The organism is Staphylococcus croceilyticus (genome assembly GCF_002902575.1).
Classification (GTDB): Bacteria; Bacillota; Bacilli; order Staphylococcales; family Staphylococcaceae; genus Staphylococcus; species Staphylococcus croceilyticus.
In genome coordinates this window covers 21,908-42,819 of the sequence record NZ_PPRD01000040.1, presented here as the reverse complement: position 1 = coordinate 42,819, position 20,912 = coordinate 21,908, and the positions used below count along the sequence as shown (strand labels likewise).

The 20,912-nt window shown below is 32.9% G+C and carries 18 protein-coding genes and 2 pseudogenes; 14 read left to right on the top strand and 6 right to left on the bottom strand.

Annotation, left to right across the window (positions count from 1 at the left end; genetic code table 11):
* Nucleotides 1-81: 81 nt before the first annotated feature.
* The 8 genes and pseudogenes from CD128_RS06570 to CD128_RS06535 all read left to right on the top strand — a co-directional run.
* Nucleotides 82-297: pseudogene (locus CD128_RS06570) on the top strand (UPF0223 family protein); the annotation flags it as partial.
* A 172-nt stretch (nt 298-469) separates the two neighbouring features.
* A complete protein-coding gene (locus tag CD128_RS06565; RefSeq protein WP_103329224.1) occupies nt 470-1,009 on the top strand; it encodes a helix-turn-helix domain-containing protein in 540 nt (179 codons plus the stop codon).
* A 15-nt stretch (nt 1,010-1,024) separates the two neighbouring features.
* On the top strand, nt 1,025-2,119 hold the full coding sequence (locus tag CD128_RS06560; protein WP_103329223.1) for an ABC transporter ATP-binding protein: 1,095 nt from the start codon (nt 1,025-1,027) through the stop codon (nt 2,117-2,119).
* Nucleotides 2,112-2,915 (top strand): ABC transporter permease, encoded by an 804-nt coding sequence (locus CD128_RS06555; RefSeq protein ID WP_103297112.1) that lies wholly within the window; start codon nt 2,112-2,114, stop codon nt 2,913-2,915. The genes CD128_RS06560 and CD128_RS06555 overlap by 8 nt, the downstream gene beginning before the upstream one ends.
* A 5-nt stretch (nt 2,916-2,920) precedes the next feature.
* Nucleotides 2,921-3,733: an ABC transporter permease gene (locus CD128_RS06550; protein ID WP_103329222.1), complete on the top strand. Its 813-nt coding sequence runs from the start codon at nt 2,921-2,923 to the stop codon at nt 3,731-3,733.
* Nucleotides 3,730-4,803, top strand: coding sequence for an ABC transporter substrate-binding protein (locus CD128_RS06545; protein WP_103329221.1), 1,074 nt, complete (start codon nt 3,730-3,732; stop codon nt 4,801-4,803). The genes CD128_RS06550 and CD128_RS06545 overlap by 4 nt, the downstream gene beginning before the upstream one ends.
* 72 nt (nt 4,804-4,875) lie before the next feature.
* On the top strand, nt 4,876-6,057 hold the full coding sequence (gene auxB, locus CD128_RS06540; RefSeq protein ID WP_103329220.1) for a lipoteichoic acid stability factor AuxB: 1,182 nt from the start codon (nt 4,876-4,878) through the stop codon (nt 6,055-6,057).
* Between the two features lie 124 nt (nt 6,058-6,181).
* Entirely contained in the window at nt 6,182-6,667 is a 486-nt protein-coding gene (locus tag CD128_RS06535) for a DUF4064 domain-containing protein (RefSeq protein WP_103329219.1), read from the top strand.
* Between the two features lie 83 nt (nt 6,668-6,750).
* Here the strand turns inward: CD128_RS06535 and CD128_RS06530 are convergent, their stop codons facing one another.
* Both CD128_RS06530 and CD128_RS06525 read right to left on the bottom strand, forming a co-directional pair.
* Nucleotides 6,751-8,097: an Nramp family divalent metal transporter gene (locus CD128_RS06530; RefSeq protein ID WP_103329218.1), complete on the bottom strand. Its 1,347-nt coding sequence runs from the start codon at nt 8,095-8,097 to the stop codon at nt 6,751-6,753.
* Nucleotides 8,098-8,226: 129 nt separating this feature from the next.
* Complete coding sequence (locus CD128_RS06525) at nt 8,227-8,835, bottom strand: YktB family protein (RefSeq protein ID WP_103329217.1); 609 nt, start codon at nt 8,833-8,835, stop codon at nt 8,227-8,229.
* 241 nt (nt 8,836-9,076) lie between these two features.
* Here CD128_RS06525 and CD128_RS06520 point away from each other — a divergent pair.
* Nucleotides 9,077-9,890: pseudogene (locus CD128_RS06520) on the top strand (inositol monophosphatase family protein).
* Nucleotides 9,891-9,983: 93 nt separating this feature from the next.
* Here CD128_RS06520 and CD128_RS06515 read toward each other — a convergent pair.
* The gene (locus CD128_RS06515; RefSeq protein ID WP_103297120.1) at nt 9,984-10,175 is read right to left on the bottom strand and encodes a DUF5325 family protein; all 192 of its coding nucleotides are present in this window, start codon (nt 10,173-10,175) and stop codon (nt 9,984-9,986) included.
* A 98-nt stretch (nt 10,176-10,273) separates the two neighbouring features.
* On the opposite strand from CD128_RS06515, the gene typA reads away from it, so the two are divergent.
* Nucleotides 10,274-12,118: a translational GTPase TypA gene (typA, locus tag CD128_RS06510; protein WP_103329216.1), complete on the top strand. Its 1,845-nt coding sequence runs from the start codon at nt 10,274-10,276 to the stop codon at nt 12,116-12,118.
* An 82-nt stretch (nt 12,119-12,200) separates the two neighbouring features.
* Here typA and CD128_RS06505 read toward each other — a convergent pair whose 3' ends face one another.
* On the bottom strand, nt 12,201-12,392 hold the full coding sequence (locus CD128_RS06505; RefSeq protein WP_103329215.1) for a DUF2197 domain-containing protein: 192 nt from the start codon (nt 12,390-12,392) through the stop codon (nt 12,201-12,203).
* Between the two features lies 1 nt (nt 12,393).
* Complete coding sequence (locus tag CD128_RS06500) at nt 12,394-12,879, bottom strand: hypothetical protein (protein ID WP_103329214.1); 486 nt, start codon at nt 12,877-12,879, stop codon at nt 12,394-12,396.
* A gap of 142 nt (nt 12,880-13,021) precedes the next feature.
* On the opposite strand from CD128_RS06500, the gene CD128_RS06495 reads away from it, so the two are divergent.
* The 3 genes from CD128_RS06495 to CD128_RS06485 all read left to right on the top strand — a co-directional run bounded on the left by CD128_RS06495 (nt 13,022) and on the right by CD128_RS06485 (nt 18,574).
* Nucleotides 13,022-13,297: an Fpa/YlaN family protein gene (locus tag CD128_RS06495; RefSeq protein WP_103297124.1), complete on the top strand. Its 276-nt coding sequence runs from the start codon at nt 13,022-13,024 to the stop codon at nt 13,295-13,297.
* Between the two features lie 284 nt (nt 13,298-13,581).
* Nucleotides 13,582-14,817 (top strand): cell division peptidoglycan polymerase FtsW, encoded by a 1,236-nt coding sequence (gene ftsW / locus CD128_RS06490; RefSeq protein ID WP_103329213.1) that lies wholly within the window; start codon nt 13,582-13,584, stop codon nt 14,815-14,817.
* 304 nt (nt 14,818-15,121) lie between these two features.
* Nucleotides 15,122-18,574, top strand: a complete 3,453-nt coding sequence (locus tag CD128_RS06485) for a pyruvate carboxylase (RefSeq protein WP_103329212.1) — start codon at nt 15,122-15,124, stop codon at nt 18,572-18,574.
* 244 nt (nt 18,575-18,818) lie between these two features.
* On the opposite strand, the gene CD128_RS06480 is transcribed toward CD128_RS06485, so the two are convergent.
* Nucleotides 18,819-19,736: a COX15/CtaA family protein gene (locus CD128_RS06480; RefSeq protein WP_103329211.1), complete on the bottom strand. Its 918-nt coding sequence runs from the start codon at nt 19,734-19,736 to the stop codon at nt 18,819-18,821.
* Between the two features lie 243 nt (nt 19,737-19,979).
* On the opposite strand from CD128_RS06480, the gene cyoE reads away from it, so the two are divergent.
* Complete coding sequence (gene cyoE / locus CD128_RS06475; RefSeq protein WP_103329210.1) at nt 19,980-20,891, top strand: heme o synthase; 912 nt, start codon at nt 19,980-19,982, stop codon at nt 20,889-20,891.
* Nucleotides 20,892-20,912 lie beyond the last annotated feature (21 nt).

Below are 20,912 nucleotides of genomic sequence, written 5' to 3'. Positions count from 1 at the left end.
TAGAGATATTTGCGCTCTTTTTATACAAAAAATGCGGTTAATGAAACAATCAATTTGTTTCATCAACCGCATTTCTCATAGAACCTTTTTAATAAAATAGAGAACTATTATGAACAGTCAGTTGATGGGGCTGAGTTAATGGCTCACTATAAACGTTTTAAAGAAATCGTGCCTGGTAAGGCGGAAGAAAAAACGTTATTCAAAGAATTTGAAGATAAAAGTGGTTATAACAGTTATAAAGCTGTACAAGATGTAAAAAATCATCCGGATCAACAAACGTTTAGCGGTAAAAACTAATAGTTACTCTAAATGACACAATTTTTTCAATTAAATAGCTCTTAAAAAGATTTATTTTGAATAATTTTTATAAACCTATTGAAGTTAAAGCTGTATTTTGTTATTTTTATTAAGCATTAAACAAAATGTTTAATATTACTAAACATGATACAGCTTTTTTAGGTGGTTAAATATGCAAATTGGTACTAAATTACGAAATTTACGACGTCAAAAAAACTTAACACAAGAAGAATTAGCTGAGCGTACTGATTTATCAAAAGGTTATATTTCGCAAATCGAAAGCCAACATGCTTCGCCAAGTATGGAAACGTTTTTAAATATATTAGAAGTATTAGGAACATCACCGAGTGACTTTTTTAAAGAGAAATCTAAAGAAAAAGTGCTTTATACGAAAGATGATAGAACGATTTATGACGAATATGATAGAGGATACATATTAAATTGGTTAGTTGCAAACTCTAATGAGTTTGAAATGGAACCCCTGATCTTATCTATTAAACCAGGCGCTTCTTATAAACACTTTGAACCTTCTGAATCAGACACATTTATATATTGTCTTGAAGGATGTGTCACACTTACTTTAGGGAAAGAACGATATCAAGCAAAAGAAGAAGACGTATTATATTTTAGGGCAAATGAAATTCATCAATTACATAATGAAACGAAAAATGAAGTTAAAATTTTAATTGTTGCTACAGCATCATATTTATAAAGGGGGATTATTAAAGTGGAGCCATTGTTATCATTTAAAAATGTAACGAAAGGTTACGATGATGTAACGATTCTAGATAATATGGACTTAGAAATTGAATCAGGTCACTTTTATACATTACTTGGCCCATCAGGGTGTGGTAAAACAACAATTTTAAAGCTAATTGCAGGTTTTGAACAACCAGATGATGGCGATATTATTTATCTAAATAAATCAATCGGAAACTTGCCAGCGAATAAGCGTAAAGTGAATACAGTGTTCCAAGATTATGCATTATTTTCTCATTTGAATGTTTTCGATAATATAGCTTTTGGATTGAAGCTAAAAAAACAGTCTAAAAAAGAAATTAATCAAAAAGTTAAAGATGCGTTAAAACTAGTAAAATTATCTGGTTATGAACAACGCAATATCAATGAAATGAGTGGGGGACAAAAGCAACGTGTAGCGATTGCCAGAGCAATTGTGAATGAGCCTGAGATTCTTCTACTAGATGAATCATTATCAGCATTAGATTTAAAATTGCGTACAGAGATGCAATATGAATTACGTGAATTGCAAAAACGCTTAGGCATTACTTTCATCTTCGTTACACATGACCAAGAAGAAGCATTAGCATTAAGTGATTACATCTTTGTTATGAAGGATGGAAAAATTCAACAATTTGGTACACCAATAGATATATATGATGAACCGGTTAACCGCTTTGTTGCTGACTTTATAGGTGAATCTAATATAGTCGAAGGAACAATGGTAAGGGACTTTGTAGTAAATATTTACGGTCAAGATTTTGAATGTGTAGATGCTGGTATTCCAACTAATAAAAATGTTGAAGTCGTGATTCGTCCTGAAGATATTTCCTTAATTGAAGCTGATAAAGGTCTTTTCAAAGCAACAGTAGATTCAATGCTATTCAGAGGTGTGCATTATGAAATTTGCTGTATAGATAGAAAAGGTTATGAATGGGTTATTCAATCAACGAAAAAAGCTGAAGTGGGCAGTGAAGTGGGCTTATTCTTCGATCCTGAAGCAATACATATCATGGTGCCAGGAGAAACTGAAGAAGAGTTTGATAAACGAATTGAAAGTTACGAGGATATAGATCATGCGTAATCTTAACAAGGTACTGATAATTCCTTATCTTTTATGGATGGTGTTCTTTATCATTATCCCTGTGATTTTGCTTGTTTATTTCTCTTTTACTGATGTAAAAGGTCACTTCAGCTTTACTAATTATGAGCAAGTCTTTTCATTGAAATATTTAAAAATGATGTGGGATTCAATCTTTTATGCAGCGTTGATTACTATAGTCACATTGATTATTAGTTATCCAGCAGCTTATTTTATACGTACATCTAAAAATCAAAATCTTTGGTTACTTATACTCATTATACCGACTTGGATTAACTTATTACTTAAGACGTATGCTTTCATCGGTATTTTAAGTCATGAAGGAATGATTAATAAATTTTTAAACTTTTTACATATTCCATCAGCAAATATGTTATTTACGCCGGGCGCGTTTCTATTAGTAGCAAGTTATATATATATTCCTTTTATGATTTTGCCAATTTTTAATAGTATGAAAGCAATACCTAACAATTTATTACAAGCCTCAAGTGATTTAGGTGCTAATCCTTTCACTACTTTTAGAAAAGTAATTATGCCATTAACAAAAGAAGGTGTAATGACAGGTATTCAAGTCACATTTATTCCAGCATTATCATTATTCATGATTACAAGATTGATTGCTGGAAATAAAGTCATTAATATTGGTACTTCAATTGAAGAACAATTCTTAGTTATTCAAAACTATGGCATGGGTTCTACAATTGCTATTGTACTTATTGTATTTATGGCATTTATTTTAATTATTACTAAATCTAAATCAACAGATGGAAGAGGGTGAATTAAGTGAAGTGGTATGGAAAAATTTATATTGGACTCCTATTAGTCGTCTTATACGTTCCGATATTCTTTCTTATGTTTTATTCATTTAATTCAGCTGGAAATATGATACATTTTGAACATTTCACTTGGGAGCACTATCAAACGCTATTCCAAGATGACCGTCTGATGTCTATTATTTTTAATACGATTGCCGTAGCTTTGTTAGCAGCCGCTATTTCTACAATTATAGGTACATTTGGCGCGATTGCATTATTTTATTTAAGAAATAAAAAATTCAAGGTAACATTGCTAACATTAAATAACGTGTTAATGGTATCTTCTGATGTTGTTATTGGTGCATCATTCTTAATTATGTTTACTGCTCTGGGTCACTTAACGGGGTTAGGCTTGGGATTTGGTACTGTTCTTGCCTCACATATTGCGTTTTGTATACCTATTGTTGTTATAGTCGTTTTACCTCAATTATATGAAATGAACAATAATATTTTAGATGCTGCGCGTGATTTAGGAGCAACTGAGTCTCAAATCTTAGGAAGAATACTGATTCCTAATTTAATGCCAGCCATTATTGGTGGTTTCTTTATGGCATTAACGTATTCATTAGATGATTTTACAGTCAGCTTCTTCGTAACTGGTAACGGGTTTAGCGTGTTATCAGTAGAAGTATATGCGATGGCGCGTAAAGGTATCAGTATGGAAATTAATGCGATATCTACTATTTTATTTGCCGCTATTGTCCTCGGCGTAATTGGTTACTATGCTATTCAACGTGCTGTAAAACGACGACAAGCCTTTAAGCGAGGTGTTCAGCAGTGAAACAGTTTTTACAATTAATATTAGGTGCTCTGGTGATTGGATTAATATGTTTAGGTATCAGTCATTGGTTTAAATCTCAAGACAATACGAACACTGGCGAAAAGATTTATGTTTATAACTGGGGAGAGTATATTGATCCTGATTTAATTAAAAAGTTTGAAAAAGAAACAGGTATCCAAGTGGTATACGAAACATTTGATTCTAACGAAGCAATGGAAGCTAAAATTAAAAATGGCGGTACACACTATGATGTTGCTTTTCCAAGTGAATATACAGTACAAAAATTGAAACGTGAAAATTTATTAGTTCCTTTAGACCATAAAAAGATACCGAATATAAAAAATCTTGATCCTGATTATATGAATATGACATATGATCCTCATAATCAATATTCATTACCTTATTTCTTTGGTACTGTAGGTATTTTATATAATAAAAAAGCATATCCAAATGAAAATTTTGATAGTTGGAAAGATTTATATCAACCAAAATTTAAAAATGATGTATTGTTAGTGGATGGTGCGCGTGAAATTATGGGATTATCTTTAAATAAATTAGGCTATAGTTTAAATGATAAAAATCCTGAGCATATTAAAAAGGCTGAAAAGGATTTAAGAAACCTTACACCACAAGTGAGAGGTGTGGTAGGTGATGAAGTTACAATGATGCTTCAACAAAATGAAGGAAATATTGCAGTTGTATGGAGCGGTGTAGCAGCACCACTTGTTGAAGGTGGAGATAAATATAACTATGTTATCCCTAAAGAAGGTTCAAACTTATGGTTTGATAATATGGTCATTCCGAAAACTGCACAAAATAAAGAAGGTGCATATAAATTTATGAACTTCTTATTAGATGCCAAAAATAATAAACAAAATACAGAGTGGGTAGGTTACGCAACTCCTAACAAAGCAGCTCGTCAATTATTACCTAAAGAAGTAAGAGATGATCATCGTTTCTATCCTACTCAAAAAGAACAACAACGTTTAGAAGTTTATAAAGATTTAGGTCAAAAAACATTAGGTGAATATAACGAAAGTTTCTTAAACTTTAAAATGTCGTTAAAATAGACTATAAATAGTAGTTATTTTTTAATTAATTAGATATAATAATTTGACAAGTTAATTAAGGAGTTGTAATAAATGTCAGGAGAACGATACACGCAAATAAAACGGCCTGTGAGTCGTCTAACTGAAAAACTTTTAGGTTGGTTTAGTTGGATTTTCTTATTGATATTGACGGTTATTACAATGTTTATTGCACTCGTATCTTTTAGTAATGATACATCTATTCAAAATCTTGAAAACTCAATGAATAATAATGAGCTAATCCAACAAATTCTAGCTAATAATAGCTTAAACACTACGCAATTTGTGATTTGGCTTCAAAATGGCATTTGGGCAATTATTGTATATTTCATAGTTTGTCTATTAATTTCATTTTTAGCGTTAATCTCTATGAATATTAGAATACTTTCAGGTTTTCTATTCTTAATTGCATCAATTATTACACTGCCTTTAGTATTATTATTCGTAACGTTAATTATCCCAATCTTCTTCTTTATCATTGCGATTATGATGTTTGCTAGGAAAAGTAAAATCGAAACTGTTCCAGCATATGGACATGGTCCACAGTATCAACCGCGTTATAGTCCAAGAGATGATTATGAGGACGATAGACGTTATTACGAAGATGAGCGTCATGACTATGAAGCACCACGATATGAAGAAGAATATGTGGAGCCTCCTCGTAAGACTAAAAAATCTGAACGTCGTACGCGTCGTAAACAATCATATCAAGACGATAGAGGTTATGATTATAGAGATGATTATTATGAAGAGGAAAGACCTCAATCATACAGAAATGAACAAGATGTAGTAAATGATGCTGAGGAAGATAAATATAATCAATATCCTAAGCGTGCGGTTACTGAAGAGTATAATTCACCAGAAGAAGACAATGCATCCGGCGTACTTTCTAGACAAGCAAAATATAAACAGAAATCAAGAAAACAATCTCAGTATAATCCAGACGCTGACTCACATCTTCATGATGGTGCACCAGAATCAGTTGAAGCGGTATCTAAGGTAGATAAAAAAGAAGAAAAAGCACAACGTAAAAAAGAAAAAGCTGAAATTAAAGCTAAGAAAAAAGAAAAACGTAAAGCTTATAATCAACGTATGAAAGAAAGACGTAAAAATCAACCTAGTGCCGTTAACCAACGCCGTATGAATTATGAAGAACGTAAACAAATTTTAAACAAAGATGAACAACATTCTGAAGATAATACATCAGTGGATAATCAACATAACGAAGATAAATAATTTTAAAAGATTGAGATACTTCACTGGTGTCTCAATCTTTTTTATTTACACATATATCTTTATTCGTAAGAGATAAAAATTTTTAGTAAAATTTAAGTAAATCTAATTATTAGGAGGAAATGAAGTGAACCGTAAAGTAGAATTAATTCTTGCTTGGATAGCGAGTGGTTTAAGTGCTATTTATTTTCTTATGTCTTTAATATCTTTTTTTATTGTTAAAAATGGTCACAATACCACTGAACAATATAATCAAATGATGCGTCAGTTTAGTAATCAAAATGTTAACGTTACACCTGAAATGGTTAATTTTGCAATGACTTTCTCAATAGCTACTTTATTATTTTCCACTATTTTAGGAATTGCAGGTACACTCATTATTAAAAATAGACCAATATTAGCGGGATGTTTACTCATTGCTACGGCATTAATAGGTATAATTAATATGAGTTTAATTGCAAGTATCTTATGGTTTGTTGTGGCAATTATGTTATTTGTAAAAAGAAATAACAATCAAAATAGAAGAGGAAATAGAAACAACTCTCCTAGAAATGAATGGCATCCAGATGAAGAATATCAATCTCGTAAAAAAGATGATCCATATATTTATTAGAAGTTTTATAAACAAAAAAAGCTATCTTTTAAAGCTAGATTAACTTATCTAACTTTAAAAGGTAGCTTTAATCATATTTAAACTTAAGCAAAAAACTCTTTAAATGTCTCAAAGATTAAATATATATTTAATACGCTTAAAATTATAATTAAACTCCATGAACAAATATTTATCCACGTTTTATTATAAAATGGGCCCATTAATTGTTTATTGCTCGTTGCTAATTGAAGCGGAATTAATGAAAATGGTAAAGCAATACTTAAAAATACTTGTGAGAAAACAAGCAATTGTTCCATTTTCCCTTCATTACCGTGAAAAATAATTAAACATATGATAACCGGTATAACGGCTAAACCTCGTGTAATCAACCGACGTACCCAATTAGGAATAGAAAGTTTTAAAAATCCTTCCATCACTATTTGTCCTGATAATGTGCCCGTAATTGTTGAATTCTGACCAGAAGCAAGTAAAGCGACGGCAAATAATGTACTCATTATACCTCCTAACACTGGACCTAAGATAGGTTGAGTTTGAAGTGCGTGATATAGATCATAGAAACCACCTAGTTTATCGGCATTAACACCGTAAAAAAGGGCTGCACCTAACACCAATAGTAAACAATTGACAATGAAAGCAATACTTAATTGAATATTTGAATCGATGGTAGCATATTTAATCGCTTGTGCTTTGTCTTCATTACTTTCACGATTATATTTACGTGACTGAACAATTGATGAATGTAAGTATAGATTGTGAGGCATAATGGTTGCACCTATTATACCTAATGCAATATATAAAATACTGTGATTCGTCACAATTTCTTTATGGGGAATAAAGCCATTAAGAATATCAATTACTTGCGGTGAAGAGACGAAAACTTCAAATATGAAAATAATGAGCACAGTAAATATTAAGGTACCGACGATTGCTTCAATTTTCCGGAAACCAAATTTCATGATGAATAGTAATAAGAAGACATCTAATACTGTAATCAATGCGCCAACGATTAATGGAATATTGAATAATAAATCTAAGGCGATGGCACTACCAATGACTTCTGCTATATCAGTAGCGATGATAGCAAGTTCAGCAATAATCCAGAAAGTAATGGAAATAGGTCTGTTTAAATAATGACGGGTCATTTGTGCTAGATCTTTCCCGGTAGCGATGCCTAAGCGAACGGTCATACTTTGTAATAGCATAGCTGACAAACTTGAAATGAGTATCACGAAGAGTAAGGTATAACCGAACTGAGCGCCACCTTGCATAGAAGTAATCCAATTTCCGGGATCCATATAACCAACGGCGACTAATAGTCCAGGCCCTAAAAAGGCTAAAAATTTCTGACTGGCACTTTTATCTCCACTGAAATCAACAGTGTTGTTAATTTCATCTAGACTAAGTTGTGTTTGATCTTTTTTTGCGGACATTAATAACACTCCTTGTTTTCTTTTTAATTATATTACCCTAAATAAAAAGTTAGGTCAACCTAACAAATTTCAAAGATAATAAAAAAACTTTAAACAATAGACGCATATCCATTGTTTAAAGTTGCTGATTTAATAGAATTTCAAGAATTCATCAAAGGTTTCTTTAATAAATGATAAGAAGTCTTTATCAGTTTTAAGACGTTTATCTGTTGGCTCAAGTACACGCGCCACAAAGAATTCGCCTTTCTTTACATTTTTAACGCGGTCGATTGCTTTGTGCAACTCGTCGTCACTTAAATCTTTAATGAACGGTTTATCTGCTTTCATATGGTCTAAATTTACGCGGTAATCTTCTGGTAAATTTCTTAATTCATCAAAATGTTTATCAAATACTTTAACGCGTTCCGCTTTATCTTTACCTTCATGCATCACACCGTACATTAAGAATAATTGATCTCTGAATAAACCAATTTGGAAATGGGGTAGCATCTTATAACCACGTTTATTTGGGGCAAAAGCAACCCAAGTATCAATAGGTGGGTTGACACTTCGACGCGCATGTTTTGCTACGTGTGCATAAAATGTTTCTCCAGTTTGTGACGTAAAGTATTCAGCAAAATAATCTCCTAATTGATGGAGTTGCGGTCTTACATGTTTATCTAACGCTTCCATGCGTGCATCTAATCCATCTACGTCAAATACTTCAAAATCTTTAGGGCTAAAGGTATATTGCGTCATATTTAGTGCTCCTTTTCAGAAAAATTAACTTAAAATTATTGTAGCATATAATGAACGTATTACATTATAAGCCGACTTAAAGAGAAGCGAATGCGTTTAAAGTGAATAGAATAAGGTATACAATGTTGTAAAGCTAAAAATTAAGTAATGACTTAATGATACGACATAGCTATATAAAGAAGCTTTACTTAGTTCATTTGTACGAAATTCTGTATAATATAAAGCAACAGGAGATGATGAAATGTCATTATACGATTTTGCTAAAGGCTTAGTATTAGAAGCTGGAAATAAAGTTAGAACAATGATGAAAGAAGAATTAAATATTGAAACTAAATCTAATCCCAATGATTTAGTGACAAATGTAGATAAAGCAACTGAAAATTATATCTATGAAGCAATATCAAACAATTACCCAGAACATCATGTAATTGGTGAAGAGGGCCACGGGCATGATTTAGAGAATATTGATGGCGTGGTATGGGTTGTGGATCCTATCGATGGTACATTAAACTTTGTGCATCAACAAGAGAACTTTGCGATTTCAATCGGTATTTACCGCAATGGAGAACCCTATGCTGGATTCGTTTACGATGTGATGAAAGACGTGCTATATCATGCGAAGGTGGGTGAAGGGGCTTTTGAAAATAAACATCCACTACCTTCAATAGAAGATACACGATTAAAACAAAGTTTAATAGGCATTAATCCTAACTGGGTGACAAAATAAAATGGGACCTATCTTCTCAGAAATCGTTAATGAATGTAGAAGTTGTAGAGCTTATGGTAGCGCTGCATTAGAAATTGTGAGCGTGGCGAAAGGACAATTAGCTGCCTATATCACACCAAGATTACAACCTTGGGATTTTGCAGGTGGCTTAATTATATTACATGAGGTAGGGGGCATAGGTAGTAACCTATTAGGTGAATCATTATCTATTGCAAGTCCAAACTCAGTTGTTATTGGAAATAAAGCAGTGCATAATGAAATTCTCGAAGGCTTCCTTAACCCGCATAAAGTGGTATTAACAGCATTACATCAACGTTTTAGAAAATAAAAAAAGAGGTCGAGACAAAATCTTGATTTTAGGACGCCGTTAAGTGGTTTCCCAAAACACAATTTTTGAAGTCTCAACCTCTCTCTATATATATTATAACCAATTATTTTCACGATATTTTTTCTTAAGTGCGAAACCAGCACCAAATGTTGCAATGAAAAGTATAAATGTTAAAATCATCATTGGAACGCTAGCTGCACCGACGCTAAAACTAAATAGTACTAAGAACAGTACTGCTAGAATAGATAGTACCCAAAATATACCTTTAGACTTTGGTTTTTCCATCCCATACCCCACCTTTTACTTATCTTTTCTTAATAATATGATATAATAAAACAGTTGTAATTAAAAGTGGGAGTTTACTCAAGAAAGGATATAATAAAATGACTAATATAAGAGAAGATGTACGTAATATTGCAATTATTGCTCACGTCGACCATGGTAAAACAACATTAGTTGATGAATTATTAAAACAATCTGGTATTTTCAGAGAGAATGAACATGTCGATGAAAGAGCAATGGACTCTAATGATTTAGAAAGAGAACGCGGTATTACAATTCTTGCGAAAAATACTGCAGTTAATTATAAAGGTACAAGAATTAACATCTTAGATACACCAGGACACGCTGACTTTGGTGGCGAAGTTGAGCGTATTATGAAAATGGTAGACGGTGTAGTACTTGTAGTAGATGCTTACGAAGGTACAATGCCTCAAACACGTTTTGTACTTAAAAAAGCACTTGAACAAAACTTAAAACCTGTAGTAGTTGTAAATAAAATTGATAAACCAGCTGCTAGACCAGAAGCGGTAGTAGATGAAGTATTAGACTTATTCATCGAATTAGAAGCAAATGATGAACAACTAGACTTCCCAGTTGTATATGCTTCAGCTGTCAATGGTACTGCAAGTCTTGATGCTGAGAAACAAGATGAAAACATGCAACCATTGTATGAAACAATTCTTGAATACGTCCCAGCACCAATCGATAATCATGATGAACCATTACAATTCCAAGTAGCATTATTAGACTATAATGACTATGTAGGCCGTATTGGTATTGGTCGTGTGTTCAGAGGTAAAATGCGTGTAGGAGATAATGTATCATTAATTAAATTAGATGGTACAATTAAAAACTTCCGTGTTACTAAAATCTTTGGTTTCTTCGGTTTAAAACGTGAAGAGATTGAAGAAGCACAAGCAGGGGACTTAATCGCTGTATCAGGAATGGAAGATATTAACGTAGGTGAAACAGTTACACCTCCTACACATCAAGAAGCGTTACCAGTGTTACGTATTGATGAACCAACACTTGAAATGACATTCAAAGTAAACAACTCTCCATTTGCTGGTCGTGAAGGCGACTATGTAACTGCACGTCAAATTCAAGAACGTTTAGATCAACAACTTGAAACAGATGTATCATTAAAAGTAACACCAACTGACTCTCCAGATACATGGATTGTGGCAGGTCGTGGTGAATTACACTTATCAATTCTTATCGAGAATATGAGACGTGAAGGTTTCGAACTTCAAGTATCTAAACCACAAGTTATTTTACGTGAAATTGATGGTGTCTTAAGTGAACCATTTGAACGTGTACAATGTGAAGTGCCTTCTGAAAATGCGGGTGCAGTTATTGAATCATTAGGTGCACGTAAAGGTGAAATGTTAGACATGATCACAACTGACAATGGTTTAACACGCTTAATCTTCCTAGTACCAGCTCGTGGTATGATCGGTTATACTACTGAATTTATGTCTATGACACGTGGTTATGGTATTATCAACCATACATTTGAAGAATTTAGACCACGTGTTAAAGCACAAATCGGTGGACGTCGTAATGGTGCATTAATTTCAATGGACCAAGGTCAAGCAACAGCTTACGCGATCATTAACTTAGAAGACCGTGGTGTAAACTTCATGGAACCAGGTACTGAAGTTTATGAAGGTATGATTGTTGGTGAACACAACCGTGAAAATGACTTAACAGTTAATATTACTAAAGCGAAACACCAAACTAACGTACGTTCAGCTACAAAAGACCAAACACAAACAATGAACCGCCCAAGAATCTTAACTCTTGAAGAAGCATTAGAGTATATTAACGATGATGAATTAGTGGAAGTAACACCACAAAGCATCCGTTTAAGAAAGAAAATATTAAACAAATCAGCACGTGAAAAAGAAGCAAAACGTGTTAAACAAATGATGCAAGACGAATAATCGGCTTGATTAAATAAAAAGAGGGTATGAAATCTTTAAACTACTAAGATTTCATACCCTCATTTTTGTTAAAACAATCAATCTAATATCTACCTTCATGTGATAATTCTAAATACTCAGCAGTGTTTGGTCGCTGTTTTGGTTTATCTAAGCGACTTTTACAATCATCACACATGAATGTCCGGATTGGATTATTGCGTAAGCGTTTGGCTTCAACGGTATTCTCATCAATTAATACCTTTGTATCACAAATGATACATTGAACTTCACGCAAATTAAATCACCTCGATATGAGTTACATATTTAAATTCATAAGAGTAGCCTTTATCATCAGGATTGTATACAAAGCTATCTACTGAATTATCGTCATATAATCTTTTGCCATCTTTCGCAAATTGGAAGAATAAATAAGGTAGTAATTCCATTGGTACTTCGATGGAATCTTTATCATTAGATAATTTGATCTTCGTTGCATTTTCAGATGGGTCTGCATTTTTGAAAAATGGTGTCATATTAATCGCAAATGAATCTTCTAATACTGAGCGTTTACGATATTTAATTTCTGAATTTAATGTTGGCGGATTTGTTTGTCCTTCTAAAATTGCTCTATTCCATTCGCGGTTGTCTTCAAATTTCACAGGCTTAGTTCCATCGAATACGCTGTTTTCTATGTCTTCTATTTTTACTTTTCTATCATCAAAAATCCAAGTTGTGCTATCTAAAGTGATAGGGAACTTGACTGCACCTTTGATTTGAATCATATTTTGCCCACTCCCTAGTTTCGTTCTATAATCATTATTTTATCACATTTAAATTTTCCTATTCACTGAATTAACTTGCTTTTTAATATCGAGTGAGATAAACTTTTTACATGAAGATATTTAATGATAGGGGGAGTATGTGATGCCGAAGCAATCGAATATGAAGAACGTGGCGTATGAACAATTAAATCAAGATGCAGATAGAATCTTACATTTAATTAAAGTTCAAATGGATAATTTAACAATGCCATCTTGCCCGTTATACGAAGAAGTTCTCGACACACAAATGTTTGGTCTACAAAAAGAAGTGGACTTTGCTGTTAAACTTGGCTTAGTCGATAAAGAAGACGGTAAAAACTTAATGCTTCGTTTAGAAAAAGAATTATCTAAATTACATGAAGCATTTACAAACGTGTAAGTTGACTCTTGATTAAATATATAAGCATACTGATGCTATTTAAATGGATATAAATGCAAGCTTACATATGTGATTAAATATATGATATAGCTTAATTAGTGGCTGAAATATTATGATAATAATATTTTCAGTCATTTTGTATTTTAGATAGTTTTATACTTATTTCAGTTAACATTTGTGAAACAGTAAGTGTAAAGTATATAATAGTTGAGACAGATTTTGTTGGAAAATTAATTTCAATGAACATAGATATTTTAAAATTTTAGAATTGGATGATCATTTTTATGAGTAACTTAAAAAATTTTTTTCGATACATAGGTAGAATGTCTAAGTTTATCGATTATCCATTATTAATTACATACGTTATTTTATGTTTAATTGGCCTTGTGATGGTATACAGCGCAAGCATGGTCGCTGCTACGAAAGGAACATTAACAGGCGGTATAGAAGTATCTGGAACATATTTTTACAACAGACAACTTATTTATGTAATTATGAGTTTTATAGTCGTTTTCTTTATAGCGTTTATGCTTAATATTAAAGTATTCCAACAAATTAAAGTACAAATGTGGATTATGACCGTCATATTTGTGCTCTTATGCTTAACCTTGATTATTGGTAAAAATATTAATGGATCAAAAAGTTGGATTAACTTAGGCTTTATGAATTTACAAGCTTCTGAATTATTAAAAATCGCATTAATCCTCTACATCTCATACGTTATTAGTAGAAAATTGCCTCAAGTTAGAGAGAAACTAAAAGTTATAAGACAGCCCATTTTCTTAATTTTAGCGTGTGTCGGTTTAGTTTTATTACAACGTGACATTGGACAAACTATGCTTATTTTAATCATTATCGTCTCAATGTTTATGTTCGCTGGCATAGGTGTTCAAAAGTTGTTAAAAGGGCCGGTTTTATTAGTGATTATTAGTTTTGTGGTAATAGCAGTATTTGTACTTATTACTGGCTTTATGCCTCACTATTTAAAAGCGCGTTTTAGTGTATTAACCAATCCATTTGGTTCAGAATCGGGTACTGGTTATCACCTTTCAAACTCATTAATGGCTATCGGTAATGGCGGTTTATTTGGCCGAGGCTTAGGAAATGGTATTATGAAACTTGGGTATTTACCGGAAGCACATACGGATTTTATCTTTGCGGTAATTTGTGAAGAACTTGGTTTATTAGGCGGCTTATTTGTAATTTGTTTATTGTTCTTTATCGTTTATCGTGCGTTTATGTTAGCATCAAAGACTCCTTCATATTTCTATAAACTTATTTGTATAGGCGTAGCAAGTTACATAGGAAGTCAAACCTTTGTTAACTTAGGTGGTATTTCAGCTACAATTCCTTTAACAGGTGTGCCTCTACCATTTATCAGTTTTGGTGGGTCATCGATGTTAAGTTTAAGTATAGCCATGGGTCTACTATTACTTGTGGCTAAACAAATTAAAATGGATGAAAAACGTGCTATGAAAGCAAAAAAACAAAAAGTCGACATTCCAAGACAATATAATTAAATTAGATGCATTTTAACCTTTATAAGATTGCTAACTTTGCTCAATCTTATAAAGGTTTTTTACATTTATGTGAATATTTTTAAAAGCCTCCTTATCTAAGTAGATGAAATATATTATAGATGATAAAATAAAATTATTACTTACAATAATATTTAATTATAAATACTAAAATGATGATAAGTAATTCATACTATGTTAGTAAAATCTTGATTTGAAAAAATAAATAGCTTTCTAAATTATTTTAGTATAAAATCTTATTATCTAATTAGTTAGAATTTTCAAACTATAAAGGGGTGTCTATTCTTTGAAACACATAAAAAAGTTATTAGTAGCCAATCGTGGTGAAATTGCAATTAGAATTTTTAGAGCAGCAACGGAATTAGATATTCAAACAGTAGCCATTTATTCTAATGAAGACAAGAATTCATTACATAGATATAAAGCAGATGAATCTTATTTAGTGGGGAAAGATTTAGGTCCGGCTGAAAGTTATTTAAATATTGAACGTATTATTGAAGTAGCTAAACAGGCTGGTGTAGATGCAATTCACCCGGGTTATGGTTTCCTTAGTGAGAATGAGCACTTTGCGCATCGTTGTAAAGAGGAAGGCATCATATTCATTGGACCTCATCTTGAACATTTAGATATGTTTGGAGATAAAGTTAAAGCGAGAACGACTGCAATTAAAGCGGATTTACCCGTAATTCCAGGAACAGATGGTCCAATTGAAAACTTCGAAGCTGCGAAAAGCTTTGCGCGTGAAGCAGGATTCCCACTAATGATTAAAGCGACTAGTGGTGGGGGCGGTAAAGGAATGCGTATCGTTCGCGAAGAAAGTGAATTAGAAGATGCATTTCACCGTGCTAAATCTGAAGCTGCTAAATCATTTGGTAATAGTGAAGTTTATATTGAAAGATATATTGATAATCCTAAACATATTGAAGTTCAAATTATTGGTGATGAATACGGTAATATTGTGCACTTATATGAACGAGATTGTTCAGTGCAACGTCGTCATCAAAAAGTTGTAGAGGTCGCACCATCAGTAGGTCTTTCTAATACGTTAAGAGAACGTATTTGTGAAGCAGCTTTAAAATTAATGAATAATATTAAATATGTTAATGCAGGAACTGTAGAATTCCTAGTTTCTGGAGATGAGTTCTTCTTTATTGAAGTAAATCCTCGTGTCCAAGTTGAACATACTATCACTGAAATGATTACTGGCATTGATATTGTGAAGACCCAAATTTTAGTTGCCGATGGTGCGAATTTATTTGATGAACGCATTGCTATGCCTAAACAAGAGGAAATAAAAACATTAGGATATGCTATTCAATGCCGAATTACCACTGAAGATCCGACTAATGATTTCATGCCTGATTCTGGTACAATTATCGCTTATCGCTCAAGTGGTGGTTTCGGTGTACGTTTAGATGCAGGCGATGGTTTTCAAGGTGCTGAAATTTCACCTTATTATGATTCATTATTGGTGAAATTATCTACGCATGCAGTGACTTTTAAACAAGCAGAGGAAAAAATGGAACGCTCGTTAAGAGAAATGCGTATTCGTGGGGTTAAAACGAATATTCCATTTTTAATTAATGTAATGCGAAATGAAAAGTTCCGTAGTGGTGATTATACGACTAAATTCATTGAGGAAACGCCTGAATTATTTAATATTGCGCCTACATTAGACCGTGGTACGAAAACATTAGAGTATATTGGCAATGTTACGATTAATGGCTTCCCGAATGTAGAAAAACGTGAAAAACCAGATTATGAAGCAACCTCTATTCCTAGAGTTTCTCATAACAGAATTGCGCAATTGAATGGAACAAAGCAATTGCTTGATAATAAAGGACCTAAAGCAGTAGCAGATTGGGTTCGCGCACAAAAAGACGTTTTAATTACAGATACGACATTTCGTGATGCCCATCAATCTTTATTAGCTACACGCGTTCGTACTAAAGATATGATGAATATTGCCTCTAAAACATCTGAAGTTCTTAAAGATAGCTTTTCATTAGAAATGTGGGGTGGTGCAACATTTGATGTAGCTTATAATTTCTTAAAAGAAAACCCATGGGAACGTTTAGAAAGATTGCGAACTGCTATTCCAAATGTGTTATTTCAAATGTTATTACGTGCCTCAAATGCGGTAGGTTATAAAAACTATGCAGATAATGTCATCGAAAAATTTGTGGCTGAAAGTGCAAAAGCAGGCGTAGATGTCTTTAGAATCTTCGACTCATTAAACTGGGTTGACCAGATGAAAGTTGCGAATGAAGCGGTACAAAAAGCTGGTAAAATTTCAGAAGGTGCGATTTGTTATACTGGTGATATTTTAAATCCAGAACGTTCAAATGTATTTACGTTAGATTATTATGTTAATTTAGCTAAAGAACTCGAGCGTGAAGGGTTCCACATTTTAGCAATAAAAGATATGGCAGGCTTATTAAAACCTAAAGCAGCTTATGAACTAATTGGAGAATTAAAAGCAGCAGTTGATTTACCAATTCATCTGCATACGCATGATACAAGCGGTAATGGTTTATTAACTTATAAAGAAGCCATCGATGCGGGCGTAGATATTATCGATACAGCTGTCGCTTCAATGAGTGGTTTAACAAGTCAGCCAAGCGCAAACTCTTTATATTATGCATTAAATGGCTTTAGTCGAAATATGCGTACGGACATTAAAGGGCTTGAAGAACTTAGCCATTACTGGAGTAATGTTCGTCCATACTATAGCGACTTTGAAAGTGATATTAAATCACCTAACACAGAAATTTATCAACACGAAATGCCAGGTGGTCAGTATTCTAACTTAGGCCAACAGGCTAAAAGTTTAGGATTAGGAGAGCGCTTCAATGAAGTTAAAGACATGTATCGTCGCGTTAATTTCTTATTCGGAGATATAGTTAAAGTAACGCCATCGTCAAAAGTAGTGGGCGACATGGCACTTTACATGGTACAAAATGATTTAGATGAACAATCAGTTATTGAACAAGGTTATAAATTAGATTTTCCTGAATCCGTTGTTTCATACTTTAAAGGTGATATTGGTCAACCGGTTAATGGATTTAATAAAAAGTTACAAGACGTTATTTTAAAAGGGCAACAGCCATTAACTGAACGTCCTGGTGAATATTTAGAACCAGTAGACTTTGAAGCAATTAGACAAGAGCTTAGTGACAAAGAATATGGTGAAGTTACTGAACAAGATGTCATTAGCTATGTATTATATCCAAAAGTATTTGATCAATACATTCAAACGAAACAACAATATGGTAATTTATCGCTTCTAGATACACCAACATTCTTCTTTGGTATGCGTAACGGCGAGACAGTAGAAATTGAAATTGATACAGGTAAACGATTAATTATTAAATTAGAAACGATTAGTGAACCAGATGAGAATGGTAACCGTACTCTGTATTATGTGATGAATGGTCAAGCACGTCGCATTAATATTAAAGATGAAAATATTAAAACAAATGCGAATGTGAAACCTAAAGCAGATAAAACAAACCCAAGTCATATCGGCGCTCAAATGCCAGGTTCTGTAACAGAAGTGAAAGTAGCTGTTGGCGATGAAGTGAAAGTAAATCAACCATTGCTTATTACAGAAGCAATGAAGATGGAAACAACAATTCAAGCACCATTCAATGGCGTTATCAAGAAAGTTACAGTAGTCAATGGTGATGCAATTGCTACAGGGGATTTATTAATAGAAATTGAAAAAGTAGAAGGATAGGGTAGAAATTTAAATAATTTCGTCATCCAACCCAACTGGCTTTGTTTGTAGAATTTCTTAAGAAAATTCTACGTGTTGGCCATAGACTTTCTTTTTCGAAAGTCTTTATGTTGGGGCCCCACTCTCGGGCAAGGGTAACTAGAATTGAAAAAAGCTTGGTACAAGCTTTTTCAATTCAGTTAGCTATTGCCTAAATATAAAAGAAGCCTTGGACATTTAATAATAATGTCCAAGGCTTTCTATGTTATTTAATTCGACGATCGCTTCTAATTGATCGAAGCATGAGTAAAATAAAGTAAGCAATTAAACCAAATAAAATAGTGATACATAATGCATGGATTAATGCGATAATTAAATTAACATGCGTTATAACTGAAAGTGCACCAGTAATAACTTGGATAATGATTAAAATAAATGCAGCTGTATAACCATATCTAATTGTACGGTTCTCTGAATAATTTTTCACTGCATGAATAAAAGTAATCATAATCCAGAAGAAAGTGATAAATGCCATACCACGATGAGCGAATTGAACCCAGTCTTGTTCAGTATGCGGAATAATATCATCAAAAGGTAATGGCCATGCACCATATGCTAAACTTGCTTTCGCATGTCTAACTAATGCCCCTGTATAAATCGTTAGATAAACGATTACTGTCATTATCCATGTAAGTCTTCTTAATGGCTTTTTAATGAATAGTTCATCGGCTTCATATTTCTTATCTACTTCGAAAATAATGAGCATTAAAACGAATACAGAAGAGAAGCTTATAAGTGAGATGCCGAAATGAAGCGCTAAAACATAGGAGTTTTGTTGCCAAATTACTGCAGCTGCGCCAATTAATGCTTGCACTAATAAAAAGGCAACACTTATAACTGCCAATGGTTTAACTTCTTTGATATACCCGATTCTTTTCCAAGCCGTTATGGCAAGCCATAGAACTATAATTAATGATATGCCGGATACAGCACGATGGCTTAATTCTATAATAGTAGCGATTGGCAAGTTCTGAGGAAGTAAGGCACCATGACATAGTGGCCATGAAGATCCACAACCATCTTCAGAACCTGTCTTAGTTACCAGTGCACCACCAAGTTGCACCATTGCCATAATAATTGTGGCTAATACTGATAACCATTTAAGGTTTCGTTTATTAAACAATGTTAAACACCCCATCATTAATTCAGGAATTTCAATGCTAATCAATATACGATAACATAGCCTGATTTAATGTCTATATTTTTGGATTTGTAATATCAAACCAATTATACAACATTACAGGATAACAAAAAATTGCTCACATACAATGTCGTTAAAGTGTCACAATTTAATTTCATATAAACTAGTCAATTATTAATAATTACTATATCATAGTACTATATGGAAAATTTAAGGAGGGGGACCATGAGTAAAGAACAAACTTTATCACAACACTCGGACCGTGTGAGTTTTAAAGAATTACAGCAAATTATTAAAATGGGTTTAGTTCAAGGTAATTTAATTCCGGCATTTGCTGGTGCTTGGTTGGCGGTTGTGATGACAAATCATTCCTTCCTATCGTCAATACCTCAAATTCTCTTAATGTTGATTGGTTCAACATTAATTATGGGTGGCGCTTGTGCATTAAATAATTACTATGATCAAGATATCGATAGTATTATGCCAAGTAAGCAAAATAGACCGACAGTAAATGATAGAATTTCAGATAAACACTTATTATTATTAAGTTTCGGTATGATGTTAGTAGGAGAGGCTTGCTTATTCTTATTAAATGTACCATCAGGCGTATTAGGCCTTATCGGCATCGTAGGTTATGTGTCTTATTATTCTATATGGTCTAAAAGACATACAACTTGGAACACAGTAGTGGGAAGTTTCCCAGGAGCCGTACCACCATTAATTGGTTGGGTTGCAATTGATGGAAATATCAGTTTAGCTGCTGTTGCATTATTCTTGGTTGTTTTTTGTTGGCAACCCATTCATTTCTATGCATTAGCAATTAAACGTAGTGATGAATATTCATTAGCTAACATTCCAATGTTACCATCAGTTAAAGGTTTTAAACGTACGAGAGTAAGCATGTTTATTTGGTTAGTTTTATTACTTCCATTACCATTCTTATTATCAAGTTTAGGTACTACATTTGTCGTATTAGCGACATTATTAAATTTAGGTTGGATTTACGTTGGCCTAACAACATTTAAGAAAAATACTGATCAAACTAAATGGGCAACAAAAATGTTTATTTATTCATTAAATTATTTAGTAATCTTTTTTGTTTTAGTTGTGGTCGTTTCGTTAATTAAAATGATTTAAAATAATTAAAGTAAATAAGGA